Origin of the sequence: Streptomyces sp. NPDC002232 (assembly GCF_042890295.1) — a bacterium.
Classification (GTDB): Bacteria; Actinomycetota; Actinomycetes; order Streptomycetales; family Streptomycetaceae; genus Streptomyces.
Genome location: NZ_JBIARV010000002.1, coordinates 1089579 through 1109668, shown reverse-complemented (window position 1 = coordinate 1109668; position 20090 = coordinate 1089579). Strand labels below are relative to the sequence as shown.

Annotated in this window: 17 protein-coding genes and 1 tRNA gene; 6 read left to right on the top strand and 12 right to left on the bottom strand. The window is 73.5% G+C overall.

Annotated elements, in window-relative coordinates:
- Positions 1-155: 155 nt before the first annotated feature.
- The 5 genes from ACFYXU_RS11735 to ACFYXU_RS11715 form a co-directional block, all read right to left on the bottom strand.
- Positions 156-512, bottom strand: coding sequence for a hypothetical protein (locus tag ACFYXU_RS11735; RefSeq protein WP_376508039.1), 357 nt, complete (start codon positions 510-512; stop codon positions 156-158).
- Positions 513-681: 169 nt separating this feature from the next.
- Positions 682-2019 (bottom strand): AAA family ATPase, encoded by a 1338-nt coding sequence (locus ACFYXU_RS11730; protein ID WP_389457466.1) that lies wholly within the window; start codon positions 2017-2019, stop codon positions 682-684.
- Positions 2016-3605 (bottom strand): hypothetical protein, encoded by a 1590-nt coding sequence (locus ACFYXU_RS11725; protein ID WP_389457464.1) that lies wholly within the window; start codon positions 3603-3605, stop codon positions 2016-2018. Before ACFYXU_RS11725 ends, ACFYXU_RS11730 begins: the two co-directional genes overlap by 4 nt.
- Complete coding sequence (locus tag ACFYXU_RS11720) at positions 3596-4720, bottom strand: hypothetical protein (RefSeq protein WP_389457462.1); 1125 nt, start codon at positions 4718-4720, stop codon at positions 3596-3598. The genes ACFYXU_RS11725 and ACFYXU_RS11720 overlap by 10 nt, the downstream gene beginning before the upstream one ends.
- A complete protein-coding gene (locus ACFYXU_RS11715) occupies positions 4653-5492 on the bottom strand; it encodes a phosphatase PAP2 family protein (RefSeq protein WP_376508043.1) in 840 nt (279 codons plus the stop codon). Before ACFYXU_RS11715 ends, ACFYXU_RS11720 begins: the two co-directional genes overlap by 68 nt.
- A 140-nt stretch (positions 5493-5632) precedes the next feature.
- On the opposite strand from ACFYXU_RS11715, the gene ACFYXU_RS11710 reads away from it, so the two are divergent.
- Positions 5633-6229, top strand: a complete 597-nt coding sequence (locus ACFYXU_RS11710) for a histidine phosphatase family protein (RefSeq protein ID WP_389457460.1) — start codon at positions 5633-5635, stop codon at positions 6227-6229.
- An 87-nt stretch (positions 6230-6316) separates the two neighbouring features.
- On the opposite strand, the gene ACFYXU_RS11705 is transcribed toward ACFYXU_RS11710, so the two are convergent.
- Positions 6317-7606, bottom strand: coding sequence for a tetratricopeptide repeat protein (locus ACFYXU_RS11705; protein WP_376508044.1), 1290 nt, complete (start codon positions 7604-7606; stop codon positions 6317-6319).
- A gap of 224 nt (positions 7607-7830) precedes the next feature.
- On the opposite strand from ACFYXU_RS11705, the gene ACFYXU_RS11700 reads away from it, so the two are divergent.
- Both ACFYXU_RS11700 and ACFYXU_RS11695 read left to right on the top strand, forming a co-directional pair.
- Positions 7831-8283 carry a hypothetical protein gene (locus ACFYXU_RS11700; RefSeq protein ID WP_376508045.1) on the top strand — a complete coding sequence of 151 codons (453 nt, stop codon included), beginning with the start codon at positions 7831-7833 and terminating at the stop codon, positions 8281-8283.
- Positions 8284-8426: 143 nt separating this feature from the next.
- Positions 8427-9290, top strand: coding sequence for a spermidine synthase (locus tag ACFYXU_RS11695; protein ID WP_389457458.1), 864 nt, complete (start codon positions 8427-8429; stop codon positions 9288-9290).
- A 7-nt stretch (positions 9291-9297) separates the two neighbouring features.
- Here ACFYXU_RS11695 and ACFYXU_RS11690 read toward each other — a convergent pair whose 3' ends face one another.
- Positions 9298-9873 (bottom strand): hypothetical protein, encoded by a 576-nt coding sequence (locus ACFYXU_RS11690; protein WP_389457456.1) that lies wholly within the window; start codon positions 9871-9873, stop codon positions 9298-9300.
- An 87-nt stretch (positions 9874-9960) separates the two neighbouring features.
- Here ACFYXU_RS11690 and ACFYXU_RS11685 point away from each other — a divergent pair, with 87 nt between their 5' ends.
- From ACFYXU_RS11685 to ACFYXU_RS11675, 3 genes are all read left to right on the top strand, one after another.
- Complete coding sequence (locus ACFYXU_RS11685; protein WP_389457454.1) at positions 9961-10662, top strand: response regulator transcription factor; 702 nt, start codon at positions 9961-9963, stop codon at positions 10660-10662.
- Positions 10659-12032 carry a HAMP domain-containing sensor histidine kinase gene (locus ACFYXU_RS11680; RefSeq protein ID WP_361393458.1) on the top strand — a complete coding sequence of 458 codons (1374 nt, stop codon included), beginning with the start codon at positions 10659-10661 and terminating at the stop codon, positions 12030-12032. The genes ACFYXU_RS11685 and ACFYXU_RS11680 overlap by 4 nt, the downstream gene beginning before the upstream one ends.
- 320 nt (positions 12033-12352) lie before the next feature.
- Positions 12353-13882 carry a cellulose binding domain-containing protein gene (locus ACFYXU_RS11675; protein ID WP_389457452.1) on the top strand — a complete coding sequence of 510 codons (1530 nt, stop codon included), beginning with the start codon at positions 12353-12355 and terminating at the stop codon, positions 13880-13882.
- Between the two features lie 99 nt (positions 13883-13981).
- Here ACFYXU_RS11675 and ACFYXU_RS11670 read toward each other — a convergent pair whose 3' ends face one another.
- The 5 genes from ACFYXU_RS11670 to orn all read right to left on the bottom strand — a co-directional run bounded on the left by ACFYXU_RS11670 (position 13982) and on the right by orn (position 20034).
- On the bottom strand, positions 13982-15637 hold the full coding sequence (locus tag ACFYXU_RS11670) for a bifunctional aspartate transaminase/aspartate 4-decarboxylase (RefSeq protein WP_376508049.1): 1656 nt from the start codon (positions 15635-15637) through the stop codon (positions 13982-13984).
- Between the two features lie 10 nt (positions 15638-15647).
- Positions 15648-17351: an aspartate-alanine antiporter gene (gene aspT, locus ACFYXU_RS11665; RefSeq protein WP_376508050.1), complete on the bottom strand. Its 1704-nt coding sequence runs from the start codon at positions 17349-17351 to the stop codon at positions 15648-15650.
- Between the two features lie 9 nt (positions 17352-17360).
- Complete coding sequence (gene aspT, locus ACFYXU_RS11660) at positions 17361-19043, bottom strand: aspartate-alanine antiporter (RefSeq protein ID WP_376508051.1); 1683 nt, start codon at positions 19041-19043, stop codon at positions 17361-17363.
- Between the two features lie 199 nt (positions 19044-19242).
- Positions 19243-19315 (bottom strand) — tRNA-His (locus ACFYXU_RS11655).
- Between the two features lie 116 nt (positions 19316-19431).
- On the bottom strand, positions 19432-20034 hold the full coding sequence (gene orn / locus ACFYXU_RS11650) for an oligoribonuclease (protein WP_361393462.1): 603 nt from the start codon (positions 20032-20034) through the stop codon (positions 19432-19434).
- Positions 20035-20090 lie beyond the last annotated feature (56 nt).

The window sequence follows — 20090 nt, the reverse complement described above, 5'->3', positions numbered from 1 at the left end:
CCCGATGGCCGACAGTTCCCGGAATCCCGGACAGGAGGGGTGGGGGAGGAGTATCGTGCCCCCTCGGCATATGCCAGGGGAGCTTTTTCAGCCAGACAGGCGAGTCGTGGCGAGACGCCACGAGCCGTACGAGACGGCCGCTCGGCCGGACGGCCTCAGTCCTCCGCCGGACGGCCGTTCGTACGGATCAGGTCACGGCCGAACTCGATCATCTTCAGCGCGTAGTCCTCGGTCCACCCCGCCCGCTCGGCGACGTCCGCCGCCGTCAGCCGGTCGAACCGGCGCGGATCCGCCAGCTGCGCCGCCGCCATCGCCTGGAACTCCGTCGCCCGGTCCGTGGCCGCCCGGAAGGCGAGCGTCAGCTCCGTCGCCCGGGACAGCAGCTCGCGGGGATCCTCCATCGACTCCAGGTCGAAGAAGTGCTCCGGATCGGCGGTCGCCTCGGCAGGCTCGAAGATCAGCGGTGCCGGCCGAAGCCGTCGCTGTGCGCTCCGCTCCGCGGGTTCCGCCATCGTCCTTCTCCTCCTCGCACAGGCACGGCCCGGAATCCCGGGCCGTGTTCCATTGTCCCGCGCCCCGCAAGAGCGCGAACCCCTGCCCGTGCGCCCCCGGTCGCCGCGCCCCCTCACGGCGCCCAGCCGCCCGGCCCCGCTCACGGCGCCCCTGCCATCCGGCGCCCCCTCACGGCGCCCACGCCACCCGGTGCTCCTCCAGGTGCGACAGGACCGCGTGGTTGGCCTCCCAGCCGTCCGGGAAGGACACGGCGACCCCCAGCCGCACCGGGTCCGTCGACGGGTGCTCGTCGAGGAGCTCCGCCACGCCCGCCCGGCACACCACCACGCACGCGTGCCGGTGCCGCGAGGCCAGGACGCACAGCCGGCCCGTCTCCAGGTGGAACGCGGTCGCGTCCGGGCGCCCCGACAGCGGATGGAGCACGACCGTCACGTCGTACTCCCGGCCTTGCAGCCGGTTCGCCGTGTCCACCGTCACGCCCGTCACGCCCAGCCCCGCGAGCGCCGCCCGCACCGCCGCCGCCTGGTCGCGGTGGGCGGTGCCGACCGCGATCCGGTCCGGGGTGAGCGGCACCGGGTTCTCCGAGCGCTCCGAGACCGCCGCGCCGCCCCGGTCCAGGAGGCGCCGGACGACCAGCGCGATCGCGCCGACCGCCTCGGGATCGGTGCGCGGGGTGTGCCGGGCCGGGAGTTCGAGCAGGCCCCAGCCGGACTCCGCCGCCTCGTCCAGGACCCGGTCGGGACCCGAACCGTCCGAGGGCACGCCGAAGGACAGCCTCCGGTCGCCGTGCCCGGTGCCGCTGCGGAACGGCGTGTACGGGTAGAAGGCGTCCGACACCAGCGGCGCCGCCGAGGCCGGCAGCCGCCAGGAGACCGGCAGCCGGTGCTGCGGCAGCTCGGGGTTGTGCGCGAGCAGCGTGGACACGGCGCTCGCCGACGGGTCGTACGTGAGCCCCGCCCACTGCTCCGCGCCCACCACCGAGAAGGGGTCCAGCTGCCCCGGGTCGCCCACGAACAGCGCCCGCTCGAAGAGGCCCGCCACGGCGAGCAGCGCGTCCGAGCGCATCTGGTACGCCTCGTCGACGATCGCGTGCGCCCACGGCTCCACGTTCTTGACGTGCCCCCACTTGGCCGCCGTGGACAGCACGACCGGCAGCCCGGCCAGCTCACCCGCCTTCGCCGACTTCCGTAGGTTCTCCAGGTCGTCGAGCGCCTTGTCGTACGGATCGGAGTCGCTGGAGTGCAGCCGGCCGACCTCAAGGCCCGGCTCCTTCTCGGCGAGCCGCAGCACCAGATCGTCCACCTGCGCGTTCGTCTGGGCGACCACCATCAGGGGTCGCCCGGCGGCCGCCAGTTCGAGCGCGGCCCGCACCACGAGGGTCGACTTGCCGGCGCCCGGGGGCGAATCGACGACCACGCCCCGCGCGGTGCCGTGCAGGGTGTCCGCGAGGATGGCGCCGGTCGCCCGGGCGGCCTCCGCCGAGGGGTCGAAGGTCTCGCGGCTCACAGCACGTCCTCGGGGGTCACGGCGTCGGGCGGTTCCACGGCGTCCGAGCGGGGCGGGCCGCCGTGCGTCCAGGGGGTCTCCTCCGGGTCCGGCAGCTTCGGCCCCACCCGCTGGTCGTGCTCGAAGAGCGTCCAGGCGAACCGCTCGCCCTTCTCCGGCACCGAACCCTCGGCGGGCTCCTTCGAGCGTCCCATCCGGTCCAGGATCCGCAGGAGCAGCGAGCCGTCCTCCTCGTACCGCACGAACTCGGCCGTCTGCGGCTTGCCGTCGAGCGAGCGGTACACCTTCACCCGCTCGCCCAGGTGCGGCCGGTCGTCCGTGCGGACCGTGACGAGTGGGCGCGGCGCGGGCCGCTTCGACTCCGTCCACGCCATGGTCACCTCGACCACCTCCGCCGTGAACGCCTCGCCCGCGAGCCGCCGCCCCGCCAGGACCAGCGGATCGTCCAGGGCCTCCTGCGCCTCCAGCTGCCCCTGCGCCTGCTCGCGGGCGGCCAGCTTCTGCGCCGCCGTCACCGCGTCGTCCCGGCGCGGCTGCGGCGGCTCACCCGCCGCGATCCGGTCCCGGTGGCCGGTGAAGGACCAGCGGTCCCGGGTCCAGCGGTCCTCGACCCTGGCCCCCTCCGGCAGCTCCCGCAGCAGGCCGACCGCCCGCCAGACCGCGTCCCACGTCGGCTTCAGCTGCGAGACGACCAGACGGCGCAGCTCCCGCTCGGCCGCGTGCAGCTCGCCGAGACCCGTGTCGGCGCTCCCGCCGTCCTCGGCCGCGCCCAGCGCCTGCCGGGCCTTGTCGTACCGCTCGATCGCGGGCGCGAGCAGCCCGTTGTCGAAGGCGGGGTCCGTGGCCGGACCGGCCGGCGGGCAGAGCAGCTGCCCCCGGGCGTCGCGGCCCACCTCGGCCCGCAGCGCCGCCTCCGCGCCCGGCTCGTCGTCGTACGGGTCGATCCAGGCGAGCAGCGCGCCCAGGTGCTGGTCCTCCAGGGAGGACTGGCCGGTCGCCCAGTGCCGGTTGAGCAGGTCGGTCGCCGCGAGCAGCAGCGAGGAGCCGGGCACCCGGGCCCGCTCGCCGAAGTGCGTCAGCCACCGCCCCAGCAGCGGGACGCGCGGCGGCGCGGGGAACGGCGTCTCCGGGTCCTGCTCGGCCGTGCGCCGGAACCGCGTCGACCGGCCGAGCAGCCGGACGTACTCGACGCCCGCCCGGCTCGGCACGATCAGCTGCGGCGCGTCGGCGCACAGCTCGACCTCGACCTTCACCTTCTTGCCGGTCTCGGGGTCGACCTCGCTGCGCTCCACCGCCTCGACGACGTCCGCGAACCCGTCGACGTACGGCAGGACCTCCTCGGCCAGCTCGGCGAGGAACGCGAACCGCAGGTCACGGTCCCGGGGCTGCGCCACCACGAGCAGCCGGGGCTCCTCGGGGTCGGTGCCGACGAGCGCGCCCAGCGGGGCGCCCGCCTCACCGGCGGTGGTCAGCGGCACGAGGACGAGCGGCCGGTCGGACACCCGCCGGTGCCGGACGGTCGCGAGCGGCTGCGCCCGGCCCGACTCGACGGCCTCCATTCGGGCCAGCGTGGAGATCAGCGACACGCCGACACCCCCGCGAGGGCCTCGTCGCGCAGCGCCCGGGCCCGGCGCAGCGCCGCCACGGCCGGATCGTCCGGGTCGCCCTGCTCGCCGCGCGCGGCCGCCAGGACCGCGCCGACCGTCGTCAGCCCGCCCAGCTCACCCCGCACCGAACGGCCCAGGGTCTCCACCGCGCCCGCGTCCCGGGAGCGGGACCGGCAGTGGAAGGCCAGCTCGCAGGCGGCCAGGCACTCCGGCGCGTACTGATGGGGCACGCGCTCCACGGCCGCCGTCAGCTCCTCCACCGACCGCTCCACCACGTCGAAGCTGGTGCCCTCGGGAAGCGCCCGCGCGATCTCGTCGACGCGGGTCAGCCGGGCCAGCTGCCGCCGGGTCACCGAGCGCTGCTTGCGCACGTCGACGACGGAGGCCGTCGGCACGTTCGAGAAGTCCTTCGGGCAGACCAGGAGCACCAACGGGGCGACCCGCGCGCCCTCGGTGCGCGCCGCCACCCGCTCCAGGGCCAGCACGTACACCGCGGCCTGACGCGCCGCGGCGCCCACCTTCGAGGCGTCGGCCGAGCCGTCGATCATCGGGAACGACTTGATCTCCACCACCGTCCACCCGCCGTCCGGGCGCACCACCACCGCGTCCGGCTCCAGGTACACCGGGGAACCGGCGACCTCCAGGGCGAGCAGCGGATGGTCGAGCAGCGACCAGGTCCCGGCCGAGGTCGCCTCCCGCAGCGCGAGCGCGGTGCGCGCCACGCGCCCCTCGGGACCGGCCGCCGCCAACTCGGGCAGGGACACCTCGCCCGGCTCCTCGATCCCGATCAGCCGCAGCAGCTCACGGCCGCCGTCCGCCTTGACCTTCGCCTCGAAGGAGTTGCCCCGGACGATCGCGAACTGCGACTGGCCGAACGGGGCCGGCGAGCCGAGCTTCGCGGCCAGTGCCGACTTGTCGACCCCGGCGCCGTCGAGGACGGCCCGCCGTCTGCACCCCGGGTTCGCCGCGAGCGCCGCGAGGGCACGGGCGTCCAGCGGGCGCGGCACGACGCCCGGTCCACGCAGCTCAGCGAGCAGCTTTCGAGGTGTCGTCTGCGGTGCTGCGGACAGACCGCTGTCCAGGGATGCGCTCACCCGTGGAAGTCTCGCATCCGCCACTGACAACCGGGGGCGCTTCCGTCCTTCCGCGGACCCGGTCGGCGAGCCGCAGCGCGTACGGCGTCAGCAGCAGACCGGCGCCCAGCACGGCCGCCCCGGCGACCGCGTCCAGCAGGTAGTGGTTGGCGGTGCCCATCACGACGAGCGTGGTGACCAGCGGATACGCGGCCCCGAGCGCCTTCGTCGGCGCCGTCCGCCCGTACCGCCACAGCATCACCCCGCACCACAGGGCCCAGCCGACGTGCAGGCTGGGCATCGCCGCGTACTGGTTCGTCAGCCCGCCGAGCCCGCGCGGCGCGCTCGCCTCCCCGCCCCACCAGCCGTACGAGGCGAAGTGGGCCATCGTGTCCGTGAAGCCGTGCGCCGCGTCCAGCAGCCGGGGCGGACAGGTCGGCAGGAGCGTGAAGCCGACCAGCCCGAGCAGCGTGGCGAGCATCAGCCAGGTCCTGGCCGCCCGGTAGTGCGCGGGGCGGCGGCGGAAGAGCCACACGAGGACCGCCGGGGTCACCAGGTAGTGCAGCGAGGCGTACGCGAAGTCCGCGGGGACCCCGAGCGCGGCGACGTCCGTGAAGAGCCGGTTCAGCGGGTGCTCGGCGTCGATCCCGAGGCGCTCCTCGAACCGCAGGATCGCGAGCCCGTGCGCCACGGCCGAGGCCTCGTCCCCCCGCACCAGGAGCCGTCCGCCGGAGTAGGCCGCGTACACGACCGCGATCAGGGAGAGCTCCGCCCACCAGCGTGGCTTGCGCATGACAGTCCCCCAGTCGGTGATCGGCCCGGGGGAGGGGACGCCGCACGGCCCCCGGGGGTTGCCCGGAGGCCACCGCGGATTCACGTGGGCGATGATGGGAGAGGCACGTCAGCACCGTGAACCCCTGGAGCGTCCTTCCCATGGCACCGCGCATCCTGCTCGCCCGGCACGGCCAGACCGAGTGGTCACTTCTCGGCCGGCACACCGGCAGGACCGACATACCCCTGCTCGACGAGGGGCGGCGCGGCGCGAAGCTGCTCGGCGAGCGGCTGCGCGGCGGACCCTGGCGGGGGCTGCCCGGCGTCGAGGTGCGCACCAGCCCGCTGGTCCGGGCCTCCGAGACCTGCGATCTGGCCGGTCTCGGCGACCGGGCCGAGCCCTGGGACGCGCTGATGGAGTGGGACTACGGGGCGTACGAGGGCCTCACCCCGGCCCAGATCCAGGACCTCCGCCCCGGCTGGTTCATCTGGCGCGACGCCGTCCCCGAGGGCGAGTCCCTCGCCCAGGTGTCGGCCCGCGCCGACGAGATCGTGGAGTGGGCGCGCTCCGCCGACCGCGACGTCCTGGTCTTCGCGCACGGCCACATCCTGCGCACGATCGGCGCGCGCTGGCTGGGCGAGGACATCTCCTTCGCCTCCCGCATCCGCCTGGACCCGACGAGCCTCTCGGTCCTGGGCTGGGCGTACGGCGCCCCGGCGCTCGAACGCTGGAACGACACCGGCCACCTGGAGGGCTAGCCCGGGGCCGTACCCGCGCGGGGCGGGCCCGGCAGTATCTGCTGCCCAGGGCCGGCCGGGCTCAGTACCTGCCCAGACCGGCCCGGCTCAGTACCTTCCGGCCAGGGCCCGGCCCGTCTCCGACAGCAGGCCGCGGATCCGGGCCGAGGCGATGCCGTCGAGGGACTCCGCGACGCGCCGCGCCTCCGCCGCCGCCTCGTCCGGGCGGCCCGCGTGCGCCAGGGCCTGGGCGAGGTGCGCGCGGTAGAGGGCCAGGTTCCGGGCGAAGTGCTGGTTCTGAAGGACCGCAGCCCGGTGGGCGTGCCGGGCCGCCCGGCCCCAGTCGCCCAGCGCCGCCCAGCACCCGGCCTCCAGGGCCTCCCGCTCCGGCTCCCCGAAGAAGGACATCCACTCGGGATCGTCCTCGGCCGGGCCCCGGTCGAACCAGCCGTGCGCGCGGCCGAGCGCCTGCTCGCAGGCGGACCGGTCGCCGAGCCCGGCCCACGCGCCCGCCTCCCGCAGCGAGAGCAGCGACAGCAGCCGGGCCGAGTCCAGCGGCTGGGCGGCCCGCAGACCGGCCTGCGCCGCGCGCACCGCCTCCCGGAACCGGCCGGTGTCACGCGCCAGGAACGAGGTGTTGCAGAAGGCGTGCGCCTCCAGGGCCGCGTTACCCGCCACGCGCGCGGTGGCCAGGGCCTCGGCGTAGTGCGAGCGCGCGTCCTCGTGCCGGCCCGAGTCGTGGGCCAGCCAGCCGACGGAGAGGGAGAGCTCGCCCGCGCCCGCGTGCAGCCGGTCCTCGGTGGAACGGCGGGACATGGTGCCGGTGTCGAGGAGCGCGTACGCGGTACGGAGCGGCTGGGCGGCCACCTTGTAGAGCCCGTCGGCGCCGTGCCGGTCGTCCAGCAGCCGGATCCGCCGCACGGCGTCCTCGACGGCCCGCACCTCGGCCTCGCCGATCCTGCGGGTGCCGCGGGGGGAGGGGATCGCGACGGCGGGGCCGCCGAGTCCCAGCGAGGCGGCCGCCAGGGTGGCGGAGCCGCTCGTCATGAATGCGCGACGCAGCACGTCGCTCTCCTCATCGTTCCGGGTGGTGATGGCGGCGGGGGGCGCTGCCCCGGCCGGGACGGCCTGCCGCCGGCCGCGGACCGTCTCCCGCGCGGAGAATCCCAGGTCAGCGAGGCCCAGACCGGGGAACATGTGCAGGAAGACCCGCTCGTACGCGTAGTTGGGGCAGCGGATCTCGCCCGCCTCCACGCGCCCGATGTAGCGGGCGTCGCACGCGACCTGTTCGCCGATCTCCCGCGCCGCCCGGCGGACCGCCGCGGCGAACTCCGCCGGCGACTGCTGTCCGCGGAGCCGGCGGAAGGCGAGATTGGGAACTGCCCGTGACATCGCCATGGCCGAGCCCTCTCCTGGTGCTGCCGGGTGTCCGGCGGCAAGAACGTACCTGCTGTGACCGGACGGACACGCAGAGTTTGGCTACAAATCGGATATCTCGCCTGCGATCTGCCATGAACTGCCATCCTTTGCGGCGGCATCCCGCCGTAGCCGTTGACGCGCACGGGCGTTGAACCGTAAGGGAGAGACGGAACGTGTCTCCTCTGGAGCGAGGAGGGGTCCCCATGTCGGAGATCGGTTCGCAGTCGGCCACGCGCCACGTGCCCGCGCCGGAGGCCACGTGCCCCGTGACCGTCCCGGACGCGGCCGGAGCCTGGGACCTGGTGACCGTCCCGGCCCGCCAGGGCCTGGAGGCCGTCGACATCCTGCGCCGCGCCGCCGCCCCCGCCGTCGGCCCCGTCGTCCACGACGGCAGCTGCGACACCCTCGGCTTCCTGGTGCCGCCGGGCACCGCCGCCGCCTGGGACATGCCGGGCAGCGCCTGTACCCGGACCTCGGGGCGCGGCCTGCGGCTCCCCGAGCTGCCCGAGCTCCCCGAACCGGCCGGGGACGCGCCCCGCCCGGCCGGGTGGCTGCTGCCCCCGGGCGACACCGACCCCGTCACCGATCCCGCCGTGCTGCGCGAGGCGCTCGGCGAGGCGGCCCGGCTCATCGAGGCCGCCGACGGCTGCCACTGAGCCCCGCACGGCAGGCACCGGGCCCCGGTGCGGCGCCCGCCGAGGTCGCGCGGAGCAGTCGCCGGGCCGGGAGTGCGGCCCCCGCTGAGTCCTCGCACGGCCGCCGCTGAGCTCGCGTTCCGGCTTGTGCCGATAATGGGCCTGTGGCCAGGAACAAGCAGCGGGACAGGGCGGCCGCCGCCCCCGTCGTCGAGACCGTCGACGGCGGCCTCGCCGAACTCATACCCGACCGGGAGCGCCCACGCGGCTGGACGCTGCTCATCGACGGAGCCCCGCAGTCGCACGTCGACCTCGACGACCCGGCCAGCCTGACCTTCGAGTACCAGCGGCGCCTGGGGCACATCGCCGACCTCGCCGCCCCGCCGAACCGGCCGCTCCAGGTCGTGCACCTCGGCGGCGGCGCCTTCACCCTCGCCCGGTACGTCGCCGCCACCCGGCCCCGCTCCACCCAGCAGATCGTCGAGCTCGACGGACTCCTGGTCCAGCTCGTCCGCAGGGAGCTGCCCCTCGACGCGGGGGCCCGCATCCGGGTCCGCTCCACCGACGCCCGCGCCGGGCTCGCCAAGGTCCAGGACGGCTGGGCCGACCTCGTCATCGCCGACGTGTTCAGCGGGGCCCGCACCCCGGCCCACCTCACCAGCACCGAGTTCCTCGCCGACGTGCGGCGGGTGCTGCGCCCCGGCGGCCTCTACGCGGCGAACCTCGCCGACGGCCCGCCGCTCACCCACCTGCGCGGCCAGATCGCCACCGCCGCCGCCGTCTTCCCCGAACTGGCGCTCACCGCCGACCCGACGGTCCTGCGCGGCCGCCGCTTCGGGAACGCGGTGCTGCTCGCCTCGGACCGCGAACTGCCGGTGGCCGAACTGACCCGCCGGGTCGCCACCGACCCGCACCCCGGGCGCGTGGAACACGGCAGGGCGCTCGCCGACTTCGCCGGGGGAGCGGCACCCGTCACCGACGCGAGCGCCAAGCCCTCCCCCGTACCGCCGGCGTCCGTCTTCCGCTGACCGGCCGTCAGGCCTGCCGGTCCTCGATCTCCACGCGGGGCGCGGTGTCGTGCCAGAGGCAGAAGACCGACAGTTCGCGCCCGTCCTTCGTGAAGGTGACCCGGATCCACGTCGGCTGCTTCCACACCTGCATCTGCCAGCCGGACGCGGGCGTCGCCGAGACCAGTTCGGCCGAGGTCTCGCCCAGGTCGAAGGTGACCCGGCCGCCGTCCACCGGGTAGCTCTTCACGCCCGAGCCGAAGCCCGTCTCCGAGGACGGCGCCGGGGGCGGCTCCGTCGTGGGGTCGGGGGCGCGCGAGGGGCGCGCGGACGGGGTCGCCGGGGTCGTGCGGGCCTCGCTCGGCGTGGACTTCGGGGGCGTGGGCTCGGTCGGCGGGGCCGTCGAGGGGCTGTGGGTCGAGGAAGTCCGCGGGTCGCCGCCGGCCAGGGCCGGGAGCTCGGCGGGGCCGGCCGGCAGGGGCAGGGCGCGCGGCGGGTCGTACACCGTGCCGGACAGCACCGTGTGCACTCCCCACCAGGACAGGGTGACCGCGGCACCGGTGGCGAGCGACCAGGCCAGGGCGTGAACGAGTCCTCTTCGCACCGGGACATAGTGCACCACCGGGCGAATCTCCGTACCGGAGGGTGCACCCGGTCCGGAGCTTCACCCGGATGGCGTACGGTGCCGCCCATGGCAAGTGTGCTCGTGGTCGAGGACGACCAGTTCGTGCGCTCCGCCCTCATTCGGCAGCTGACCGAGGCCTCCCACACCGTACGGAGCGTCGGCACGGCCCTGGAGGCGCTGCGCGAGGTCGCCCATTTCCGCTTCGACGTCGTGATCCTGGACCTCGGTCTGCCCGATCTCGACGGGTCCGAGGCGCTCAAGATGCTGCGCGGGATCACCGACGTCCCGGTGATCATCGCGACCGCCCGGGACGACGAGGCGGAGATCGTCCGGCTCCTCCACGCGGGGGCCGACGACTACCTCGTGAAGCCCTTCTCCGTCGACCATCTGACGGCCCGCATGGCCGCCGTCCTGCGCCGCTCCCGCGGCGGCGCGGGCGAGACCCCGCCGTCCCAGGTCATCCAGGTCGGCGGGCTCACCGTCGACCCGCTGCGCCGTCAGGCGGAGCTCGACGGGGCGCCGTTGGACCTGACCCGGCGCGAGTTCGACCTGCTCGCCTTCCTCGCCGGACGGCCCGGTGTCGTCGTCCCGCGCAAGGAGCTGCTCGCCGAGGTCTGGCAGCAGTCGTACGGGGACGACCAGACCATCGACGTACATCTGTCATGGCTCCGGCGGAAGCTGGGGGAGACGGCCGCCCGGCCCCGCTATCTGCACACCCTGCGCGGGGTGGGCGTGAAGCTGGAGCCGCCCCGGGAGCCGCAGCCGTGAGATGGGCGCTCGTCAAGGTGTCGCTGGCCGTCACCGTCATGGTCGTCTTCGCCTTCGCCGTCCCCCTCGGGCTCGTCGTCAAGGAGATGGCCCGCGACCGGGCCTTCTCCAACGCCGAACGGCGGGCCGCCGGGCTCGCCCCCGTCCTCGCGATCACCACCGACCGCGACAAGCTCGACAAGGCCGTCGCCACCACGGAGGACGGCGCCGCCGGCCGGCTCGCCATCCACGTGCCCGCCGACGGACCCGACGGGACCGCCCTGGAGATCGGCACCCGCCGGGCCGACCCGGCGGAGCTCGCCGCCACCCGCACCCTCGGCCGCGCCTCCATCGCCGAGGTGCCCGGCGGCTTCGCCCTGCTCCAGCCCACCGCGCTCAGCAACGCCCAGGTCGCCGTCGTCGAACTCTTCGTCCCCGAGGGCGAGGTCAGCAACGGCGTCGCCACCGCCTGGCTCGTCCTCGCCGGCGTCGGCATCGCCCTGATCGTCGGCTCCGTCGCCGTCGCCGACCGCCTCGGCGTCCGCATGGTCCAGCCCGCCCAGCGGCTCGCGGGCGCCGCCCACGACCTCGGCGAGGGTCGGCTGGGCGCCCGCGTCCCCGAGGAGGGGCCGCCCGAACTCAAGTCGGCCGCCGTCGCCTTCAACTCGATGGCCGACCAGGTCGTCCAACTCCTCGCCAACGAACGCGAGCTGGCCGCCGACCTCTCCCACCGGCTCCGCACCCCGCTGACGGTGCTCCGGCTCAACGCGGCCTCCCTCGGCTCGGGGCCGGCCGCCGAGCAGACGCGCGCCGCCGTCGAGCAGCTGGAGCGCGAGGTCGACATCATCATCCGCACGGCCCGCGACGCCAAGCCGCAGACCCAGGCGACCGGCCCCGGCGCGGGCTGCGACGCCGCCGAAGTGGTCCGCGAGCGGATGGAGTTCTGGTCGGCGCTCGCCGAGGACGAGGGCCGCCTGGTGCGGGTCGCGGGCGTCGACCGCCCGGTCCGCATCCCCGTCGCCCGTCCCGAACTCGTCGCCGCCCTCGACGCCCTGCTCGGCAACGTCTTCCGGCACACCCCCGAGGCCACGGCCTTCTCCCTCGACGTCCACAACGGCGAGGACGCCGTCATCGTCCTGGTCTCCGACGCGGGCCCCGGCATCGCCGACCCCGCCGCCGCGCTCGCGCGGGGCGCGGGCAGCGGACGCGACGGCTCCACCGGCCTGGGCCTCGACATCGTGCGCCGCATGGCCGAGTCGACGGGCGGCGACGTCCGCATCGGCCACTCCGTCCTCGGCGGCACCGAGGTGAGGATCTGGATCAGCCTCGACGGACGCACGGCCGGTACGGGCCGGGGCGCGGGCCGCCGGGGCCGCCGCCGCAAGGCCTGAGGGACCGGGCCTTCCTCGGGTCGGCGCCGCGAGGCTGAAGGACCCGGACCTCCCCCGGGCCGCCACCGCCGCGAGGCCTGAGGGACCCGGACCCCCCTCGTACCGCCGCCGCGAGGTCTGAGGGGCCCGGCCCCCCTCGTACCGCCGCCGCAAGGCCTGAGGGACCGGACCCCCCCAACCTTTCCTGGCTCCGATGGGTTCCTTAAGCGGACCCTAAGGATCCCGGGCCCGGTCCCCGAAGCCCGGTTTGTCCGCTTCCCGGTCGCTAGCGTGCTGCCGCACCCCACCCCCACACCCCGGCACGCAGAGGCAGGCACGCGATGGGCAGCAGTTCGCACCGGCGCAGGACGAGCACCCGGACCAAGGTCGTCGGAGCCGTCGTCGCGGCGGCCGTCGCCGGAGGCACGGTCCTCGCGCTCACCGGCACCGCCCAGGCCTCCGGCGTCGGCGCCGCCTACACCCGCACCAGCTCCTGGACCGGCGGATACACCGGCCAGTACGTCGTCACCAACGAGACCTCCGCCGCCCGGTCCGACTGGACCCTGGAGTTCGACCTCCCGGCCGGCACCACCCTCGGCTCCCTCTGGAACGGCGAGCACACCGTCTCCGGCGGACACGTCACCGTGAAGCCCGCGAACTGGAACCGGCGGCTGGCGCCCGGCCAGTCCGTCACCGTCGGCTTCGTCACCTCCGCCACCGGCCCGGCGGGCGACCCCGCCGGCTGCCGGATCGACGGCGCGGCCTGCTCCGCCGGAGGCACCGCCCCCACCCCCAGCGGCCGCCCCACCGATCCGCCCACCGCCACGGCCTCCCCGAAGCCGACGGCCACGGCGACCACGAGCCCGAAGCCCACCGTCACGGCGACCACGAGCCCGAAGCCCACGGCCACCGCCACCACGGCGCCGACCTCCACCCCCGCCCCCACCCCCACCCCCAGCACGACCGGCGGTCCCGTCACGGCCGCCCGGTTCGCCCCGTACGTCGACACCTCGCTCTATCCGGCGTACGACCTGCTCGCGACCGCCGACGCCACCGGCGTGAAGGAGTTCACCCTCGCCTTCCTCACCTCCGGCGGCTCCTGCGCCCCGCTGTGGGGCGGCGTCACCGACCTGGCGAACGACCGGGTCGCCTCCCAGATCGGCGCCCTGCGCGCCAAGGGCGGTGACGTCCGGGTCTCCTTCGGCGGCGCCGCCGGCCACGAGCTGGCCCTGAACTGCCCGACCGCCCCGGCGCTCGCCGCCGCGTACGGCAAGGCCGTCGACCAGTACAAGCTCACCAAGGTCGACTTCGACATCGAGGGCGCCGCCCTGCCCGACACCGCCGCCAACACCCGCCGCTCCCAGGCGATCGCCCAGCTCCAGAAGTCCCACCCGGGCCTGAACGTCTCCTTCACGCTGCCGGTCATGCCCGAGGGCCTCACCCAGCCCGGCGTCGACCTGCTCGCCGACGCCCGCCGCAACGGGGTCCGCGTCGACGCCGTCAACGTCATGGCGATGGACTACGGGCCCGCCTACAGCGCCGACATGGGCACCTACGCGATCCAGGCGGCCACCGCGACGCAGGCCCAGATCAAGGGCGTCCTCGGGCTCTCCGACGCGGCCGCCTGGAAGGCCGTCGCCGTCACTCCGATGATCGGCGTGAACGACGTCAGCAGCGAGGTCTTCCGGGTCGACGACGCCACCCAGCTCGTCGACTTCGCGAAGTCCAAGGGCCTCGCCTGGCTCTCCATGTGGTCCGCGACCCGCGACAAGCAGTGCGCGGCCGGCGCCGTGACCTACGCCGACCCCACCTGCTCCTCGGTGCTCCAGCAGCCGCTGGCCTTCACGAAGGCCTTCGGCGCCTACCGGTAGGCCGCACGCCCGCCGCCGCACGCCACCGCGCCCCCCACACCGCGCGCCCCGGCCGGACCACCCCCACCCCCCCCTCCGGCCGGGGCGCGCTCCCGTGCGTCAGGAGCCCGCGCGGGACGCCCTCCACTCCTCCGCGTAGTCGTTGAAGATCGCCCGCAGGTGGTGGCCGATCTTCAGGTAGTCCAGGTCGTCGAGGTTCGCCAGCGAGACGCGGACGGACCACTCGGGGCCGTCGAAGCCGCCGCCGTTCAGCAGCACCACGCCGGTCTGCTCGGCGAGCCGGAAGAGCGGGTCGACCGGCTCGTAGTCCTTCTCCAGGAAGTCCGCGAAGTCCTTGCCGTGCACCCGCTCCGCCTCCGCGAGGAGGTCCAGCTCGACGTAGTACGCGGCCCGCTGCGGGTCCTCGGCGATCTGCATCTGGGCGCCTTCGAGCAGCAGGTCGAGCCGCCGGCGCACGATCTCCCGGATCTTGTGCTTGTAGGCCTGGCCCTCCTCCAGCAGGTCGAAGAGGGAGAACAGCGCCATCATCACCTGCTGGGGGAGGGAGAGCCCGGCGGTGTGGTTGAGGGCCACCTGGCGCGAGTCGGCCACCAGCCGGTCGATGAAGCGGATCTTCTCCGGCTCCAGGCTGAGGGTGCCGTAGCGCCGGTCGAGCCGGTCCTTCTCCGGCTGCGGCAGGCGCGCGATCATCTCGTCCACGACGTTGTCGTCGGCCAGGGCGATGACCCCGAGCCGGTGGCCGGTGCAGCCGTAGTGCTTGGAGTACGAGTACACCAGCAGCGTGTTGCGCGGGATGTCGGCCGCGAGCGAGCGGAAGCCCTCCACGAAGGTGCCATAGACGTCGTCCGTGACGATCATCAGATCCGGGTTGGGCCCGGCGACGATGTCCTTGATCTGGTCGGCGACCCGCCGGCTCATCGCCAGCGAGGGCGGGTTGGACGGGTTGACGACGCAGACGAGCCGGACCGACGGGTCGGCCAGCTTCGCGACCTCCTCCTCCGGGTAGCGCCACTCCCGCACCCCGGTCTCCGCGAAGAGGCTCGCGTTCACGGTGACCACGTCGAACTCGTAGGTGTCGAGCTCCGGGATCTCGATGTACGGGGTGAAGACGGGCACCATCAGCGCGATCCGGTCGCCCTTGCGCAGGATCCCGTTCTTCATCAGGGAGTCGAAGACGTAGCACATCGCCGCAGTGCCGCCCTCGGTCGCGAACAGCGACAGGTTCCCCGCCGGCGGACGCCCGTCGAACATCTCGTCGTGCAGGTAGCCGCGGACGATCTGCTCGGTGTGCGCCAGGATCCGGTCCGGCACGGGGTAGTTGTCACCGATCGAGCTGTCGGTCAGCTCGTGCACGAACGCGTCCCGGTCGAAGCCGAAGCGCTCGACCGCGTACGTCACGCACTTCTGGAGCAGCTCGATCCCGGGCAGACCGGGGTGCTGCCGCGCGAAGGCGTCGAAGCGGTCCCCGGAGCCGCGCAGCTCGGGCATGCCGCCCAGGTTGTCGGCGGTCCACACCCGGCGGGACTCGGAGAGCGCGAAGTAGCCCAGCGCGTGGAAGGCCTCGCGGGGGCCGGTGGCGACCCAGTTCGGGTTGCCGCGGCCCGCGTTGAGCATCTGCGTCTGCGACTTCTCCTTCTGGCCCGGCCGGTCGGCCTGGGCGGCCTGCGCGATCTGGATGAACTTGTCCTTCAGCTCGAACGGCGAGAGCCGCGCGAAGGACTGGATCTCCTGGCGGCTGAACGTGGTCTTGGGCACGACGGCGTCCTTAGTGGTTGAGGATGACGATCACGGCGCCCCAGATGGTCAGCAGGACGTTGCCCACCGCGTAGGGGATCGTGTAGCCGAGGGTCGGGATCTGGGACTTGGACTGCTCGTTGATCGCGCCGATCGCCGCGGTCGTCGTCTGACCGCCGGCCAGGACGCCCATGAGGATCGGGAAGCGGATCTTCTGTACGTAGTGACCGACGAGGAAGCCGACGATCAGCGGGACCACCGTCGCCACCGCGCCCCAGACGAGCAGCCCCCAGCCGGCCGACGACAGGCCGCTGGTGAAGCTCGGCCCGGCGTTGATGCCGACGACCGCGACGAAAAGACAGAGCCCGAGGGTGTCCATGAACCACTGGGCGCCCGGTGGCACGTTCCCGTACGTCGGGTACTTGCCGCGGATCCAGCCGAAGACCAGGCCCATGATGAGCGCCCCGCCGGAGGTGGACAGCGAGATCGGGACGCCGGAGACCGTCAGGGCCGGGATGCCGATGCAGCCGCCGAGGAAGATCCCGAGCCCCACCCACAGCATGTCGGTCGCGAACGACGTCGGCACGGGTCTGCCGATCGCCCGGCCCGCCGGGTCCACCAGCCGCTTCGGACCGGTCAGCACCACCGTGTCGCCGCGCTCCAGCTTCGTCGAGAGGCGGTACGGGAACTCGGCGCCCGAGCGGTAGATCCGGTCGATGTAGACCCCGACCATGAAGGGCTCGCGGCGCAGCTCCGCGACCGTCCGGCCCAGCTGCGCCTTCTCCGAGGCGACCACGTGCAGGGACTCGGTCTGGTAGCCGAGCAGTTCGACGTCGTCGGTCTCGGGCCCGATGTGCGTCCGTGCGTCGAAGTCGATGAGCGAGCCGCGCAGGGCGCTGACCGCGAGCACGTCCCCGTCCCGCAGCACGGTCTGCTGGGTGTGGTCCAGGATCTGCCCGTCGCGCCGCACCCGGGTGAGGTAGATGCGGTGGCCGAGCTCCTTCTGCTGGTTCTCGAAGTCGTCGATGGTCCGGCCGGCGAGCGGGGAGTGGTCCATCCGGTAGGCGCGCAGGACGACCTCGTAGTACCCCTCCGCCAGGTCGGGGTCGTCGCCGGGCGCGTCCAGCTCCTTCGCCATCCGCGCCGACTCGGCGGCCAGGTCCACCTTGTAGAGCTTGGGCAGGACGTTGGCGAGGAGCATCGCGCAGAGGATCGTGCCGAGCGGGTACGTGACGGCGTAGCCGATCGCGACGAGGTTCTCCTCGGTCTTCATCTGGCCGGCGGAGAGCCCCGGCAGGTTCCCGATCGCGTCCTGGGCGACGCCGATGACGGCGGACTGGGTGAGCGCGCCGCCGAGCAGACCGGCGGAGAGGCCGGGTCCGTACCCGAGCATGACGGCGAAGCCCCAGGAGACCAGGAGGCCGGTCACACAGACCACGACGGCGTTGACCACCTGCGGCAGGCCGTCCTTCTTCAGGCCCCGGAAGAACTGGGGCCCCACCTTGTAGCCGAGGGCGAAGAGGAACATCGTGAAGAACAGGTTCTTCACCGTGCCGTCGATGGTGACCTTGAACTGGGCGCCGAGCAGCAGCCCGGCCACCAGGCAGCCGGTGACGGCGCCGAGCGCGATCGCCTTGTAGCGGAGCCGGCCGAAGAGGAAGCCGAGCGCGACGGTGAGGAAGACGAGCAGTTCGGGGTGGGGCTGGAAGATGTTCCGGTTGAGGAAGTCGATCATCGCGGCTCCTCACGCTCCCAGGATGCCGACGAGCAGGGGCCCGGTCAGCGGGAGCAGGAAGTTGGAGAGCGTGTACGTCACGGTGTAGCCGAGCATCGGGACCGAGCTCTGCGCGACCTGCGTCACCGAGGTGATCGCCGGGGTCGAGCACTGCTGGCCCGCGATGGCGCCGATGAGCAGCGGCTTGTCGATCTTCAGGAACTTCCGCCCGACGACCAGCGAGATCGTCGCCGGGACGAGGACCATCGCGATCCCCGCGAACGGCAGCAGCGCCCCGTACTCCTTGAGCAGCGGCCAGGCCTGCGGTCCCGACACCAGGCCGGTGCAGGCGATGAAGATCGCGAGGCCCATGTCCTTGAGCGTGGTCGCGGCCTGCGGCGGGAAGGCGCCGAAGGTCTGGGTGCGCGAGCGGAACCAGCCGAAGAGCAGCCCGGAGATCAGGCAGCCGCCGCCGGTGCCGAGGGACATCGGGACGTCGCCGAAGGTCACGACGACCTGCCCGAGCAGCGAACCGCAGGCGATGCCGAGGCCCAGGTAGATGAAGTCGGTGGCGTCGTTCTTCACGGTCGCGCCGACCTTCGCCGCCAGCCTCCCGAGGCCGGAGCGGGCGCCGACGAGGGTGAGCACGTCCCCCCGGTGCACGACCGTCTCCGGGGTCGCCGGCAGGGGCTGCTCACTGCGCAGGACCTCCGTCACGTACACCCCGCCGGAGGCGAACTCCGGGTGCTCCCGGGTGAGGGTGTCGAGCGACTTGCCGTCCGCCGTCTTGTCGGTCAGGGAGACCTGGGTGGTGGCGAGCGGGGTGTCGAGGCCGGGGATCGCCGGGGTCTCGGGGCCGACGAGCCGCCCGGCCTCGATGATGTTGGCCCTCCGGCCCACGATGAGGACGAGGTCGGAGAGGGTCAGCTCGAAGTCCGGCTCGGGAGCGGTGAGGATCTCGCTGCCCCGCTTCACGGCCTCGACGGTGACGCGGCTGCCGCTGCGCCGCTCCAGCTCGGAGACGGTGGCTCCGTCGGCGAGCGTGACCAGGAAGGTCCGGCCGACCAGTCCGGGGAGCGCCTCGCGCTCGTCGGACTCCAGGCCGCCGCCGGTGCCACGCATCCTCTCCCAGAGCTCGCGGGAGGCGTCGCGGAGGTTGATCCGCATCAGCATCGGCATGATCTGGCTGGTGTAGATGACGATGGTGACGAGGCCGAAGAGGTAGCAGACGGTGTACGCGGTGGCGACGTGCCCCTGGTACTGGGTGATCTGCTGCTGGGTCAGGCCGGACAGCTCCCCGATGGCCTCGGTGGCGGTGCCGACGACCGCGGACTCGGTGGCGGCCCCGGCGAGGATGCCCGCGGCGGTGCCGACGTCGAGGTCGAAGGCCTCGGCGAGTCCGAGGGCGATGCCGACGACGCAGACGACCTCGATGAGACAGAGGGCGAAGTAGCGCAGGCTCTTCCTGTTGAGGTTGTTGATGAACTGGGGGCCCGCCAGGTAGCCCAGCGAGAAGATGAAGAGCGCGAAGAAGATCGTCTTCACGTCGTCGGAGACGGTGACCTTCGTCCAGGCCCCGACGAGGAGCGAGACGATCAGCGTCCCGCAGATCCCGCCGAGGGTGATGGGGCCGACCCGCAGCTTGCCGAGCAGGTAGCCCGCCGAGAGGCAGAGGAAGAGGGCGAATTCGGGGTGGTCACGGAGGACTCCCACGCGGCCTCACCCCACCCCGGAAGGGGTAATTCTGGAGATATAGGACATAGGGGGAAGCTAACAGGGCGAGAGGGGGAGTGGATCCATGCCTCGCCCGTACGGGTGAGCGTGTCCTGGCGCGGGGAGCGCTCCCGGGGAGTCCGCGCACGCGGGAACGACTGAGGCCCCGGTTCATTCGAACCGGGGCCTCAGTCGTCAGGGTGAGTAACGGGACTTGAACCCGCGACATCCTGGACCACAACCAGGTGCTCTGCCAGCTGAGCTATACCCACCATGCCCGGCGGTTTTCCCGAAGGTTTCCCTGACCGGCCGAGAAGAAGTCTACAGGGTTCCGAGGGGTGCTCGCGCACGCATTCCGCGGCGGGCGCGAGCGGCCCCGTTCGATCGGTTATTCGGCGGGTACGACGTGGCGGGCGGCGATCCGCTTCGCCGTCTCCGAGTCGGGGCCGGGCTGCGGGACGAAGACGGCCTCGCGGTAGTAGCGCAGCTCGGCGATGGACTCGCGGATGTCGGCGAGCGCCCGGTGGTTGCCGTTCTTCTCCGGACTGTTGAAGTACGCCCTCGGGTACCAGCGGCGGGCCAGCTCCTTGACCGAGGAGACATCGACGATCCGGTAGTGCAGATGGCTCTCCAGGGCGGGCATGTCGCGCGCGAGGAAGCCGCGGTCCGTGGAGACCGAGTTGCCGCACAGCGGCGCCTTGCCCGGCTCCTTGACGTGCTCGCGGATGTACGCGAGGACCTGGGCCTCCGCGTCGGCGAGCGTGGTGCCGCCGGCGAGCGCGTCGAGCAGCCCCGAGGTCGTGTGCATCTGGCGCACGATCTCGGGCATGGTCTCCAGGGCCGCGTCCGGCGGGCGGATCACGATGTCCACCCCTTCGCCGAGCACGTTCAGTTCCGAGTCGGTGACCAGTGCGGCCACCTCGATGAGTGCGTCGTCCGTCAGCGAGAGCCCGGTCATCTCGCAGTCGATCCACACCATGCGATCGTTCATGCGTCCTACCCTAAGACGTGATCAGCGTCCCGCCCCAGAGGGCGGGCCGGAGCCGG

Bases quoted from the DNA above. Each gene is read 5' to 3' on its own strand.
- ACFYXU_RS11735 (WP_376508039.1), bottom strand. From the start codon at position 512: ATGGCGGAACCCGCGGAGCGGAGCGCACAGCGACGGCTTCGGCCGGCA.
- ACFYXU_RS11715 (WP_376508043.1), bottom strand. From the start codon at position 5,492: ATGCGCAAGCCACGCTGGTGGGCGGAGCTCTCCCTGATCGCGGTCGTG.
- ACFYXU_RS11710 (WP_389457460.1), top strand. From the start codon at position 5,633: ATGGCACCGCGCATCCTGCTCGCCCGGCACGGCCAGACCGAGTGGTCA.
- ACFYXU_RS11705 (WP_376508044.1), bottom strand. From the start codon at position 7,606: ATGGCGATGTCACGGGCAGTTCCCAATCTCGCCTTCCGCCGGCTCCGC.
- ACFYXU_RS11700 (WP_376508045.1), top strand. From the start codon at position 7,831: ATGTCGGAGATCGGTTCGCAGTCGGCCACGCGCCACGTGCCCGCGCCG.
- ACFYXU_RS11685 (WP_389457454.1), top strand. From the start codon at position 9,961: ATGGCAAGTGTGCTCGTGGTCGAGGACGACCAGTTCGTGCGCTCCGCC.
- ACFYXU_RS11675 (WP_389457452.1), top strand. From the start codon at position 12,353: ATGGGCAGCAGTTCGCACCGGCGCAGGACGAGCACCCGGACCAAGGTC.
- aspT (WP_376508050.1), bottom strand. From the start codon at position 17,351: ATGATCGACTTCCTCAACCGGAACATCTTCCAGCCCCACCCCGAACTG.
- orn (WP_361393462.1), bottom strand. From the start codon at position 20,034: ATGAACGATCGCATGGTGTGGATCGACTGCGAGATGACCGGGCTCTCG.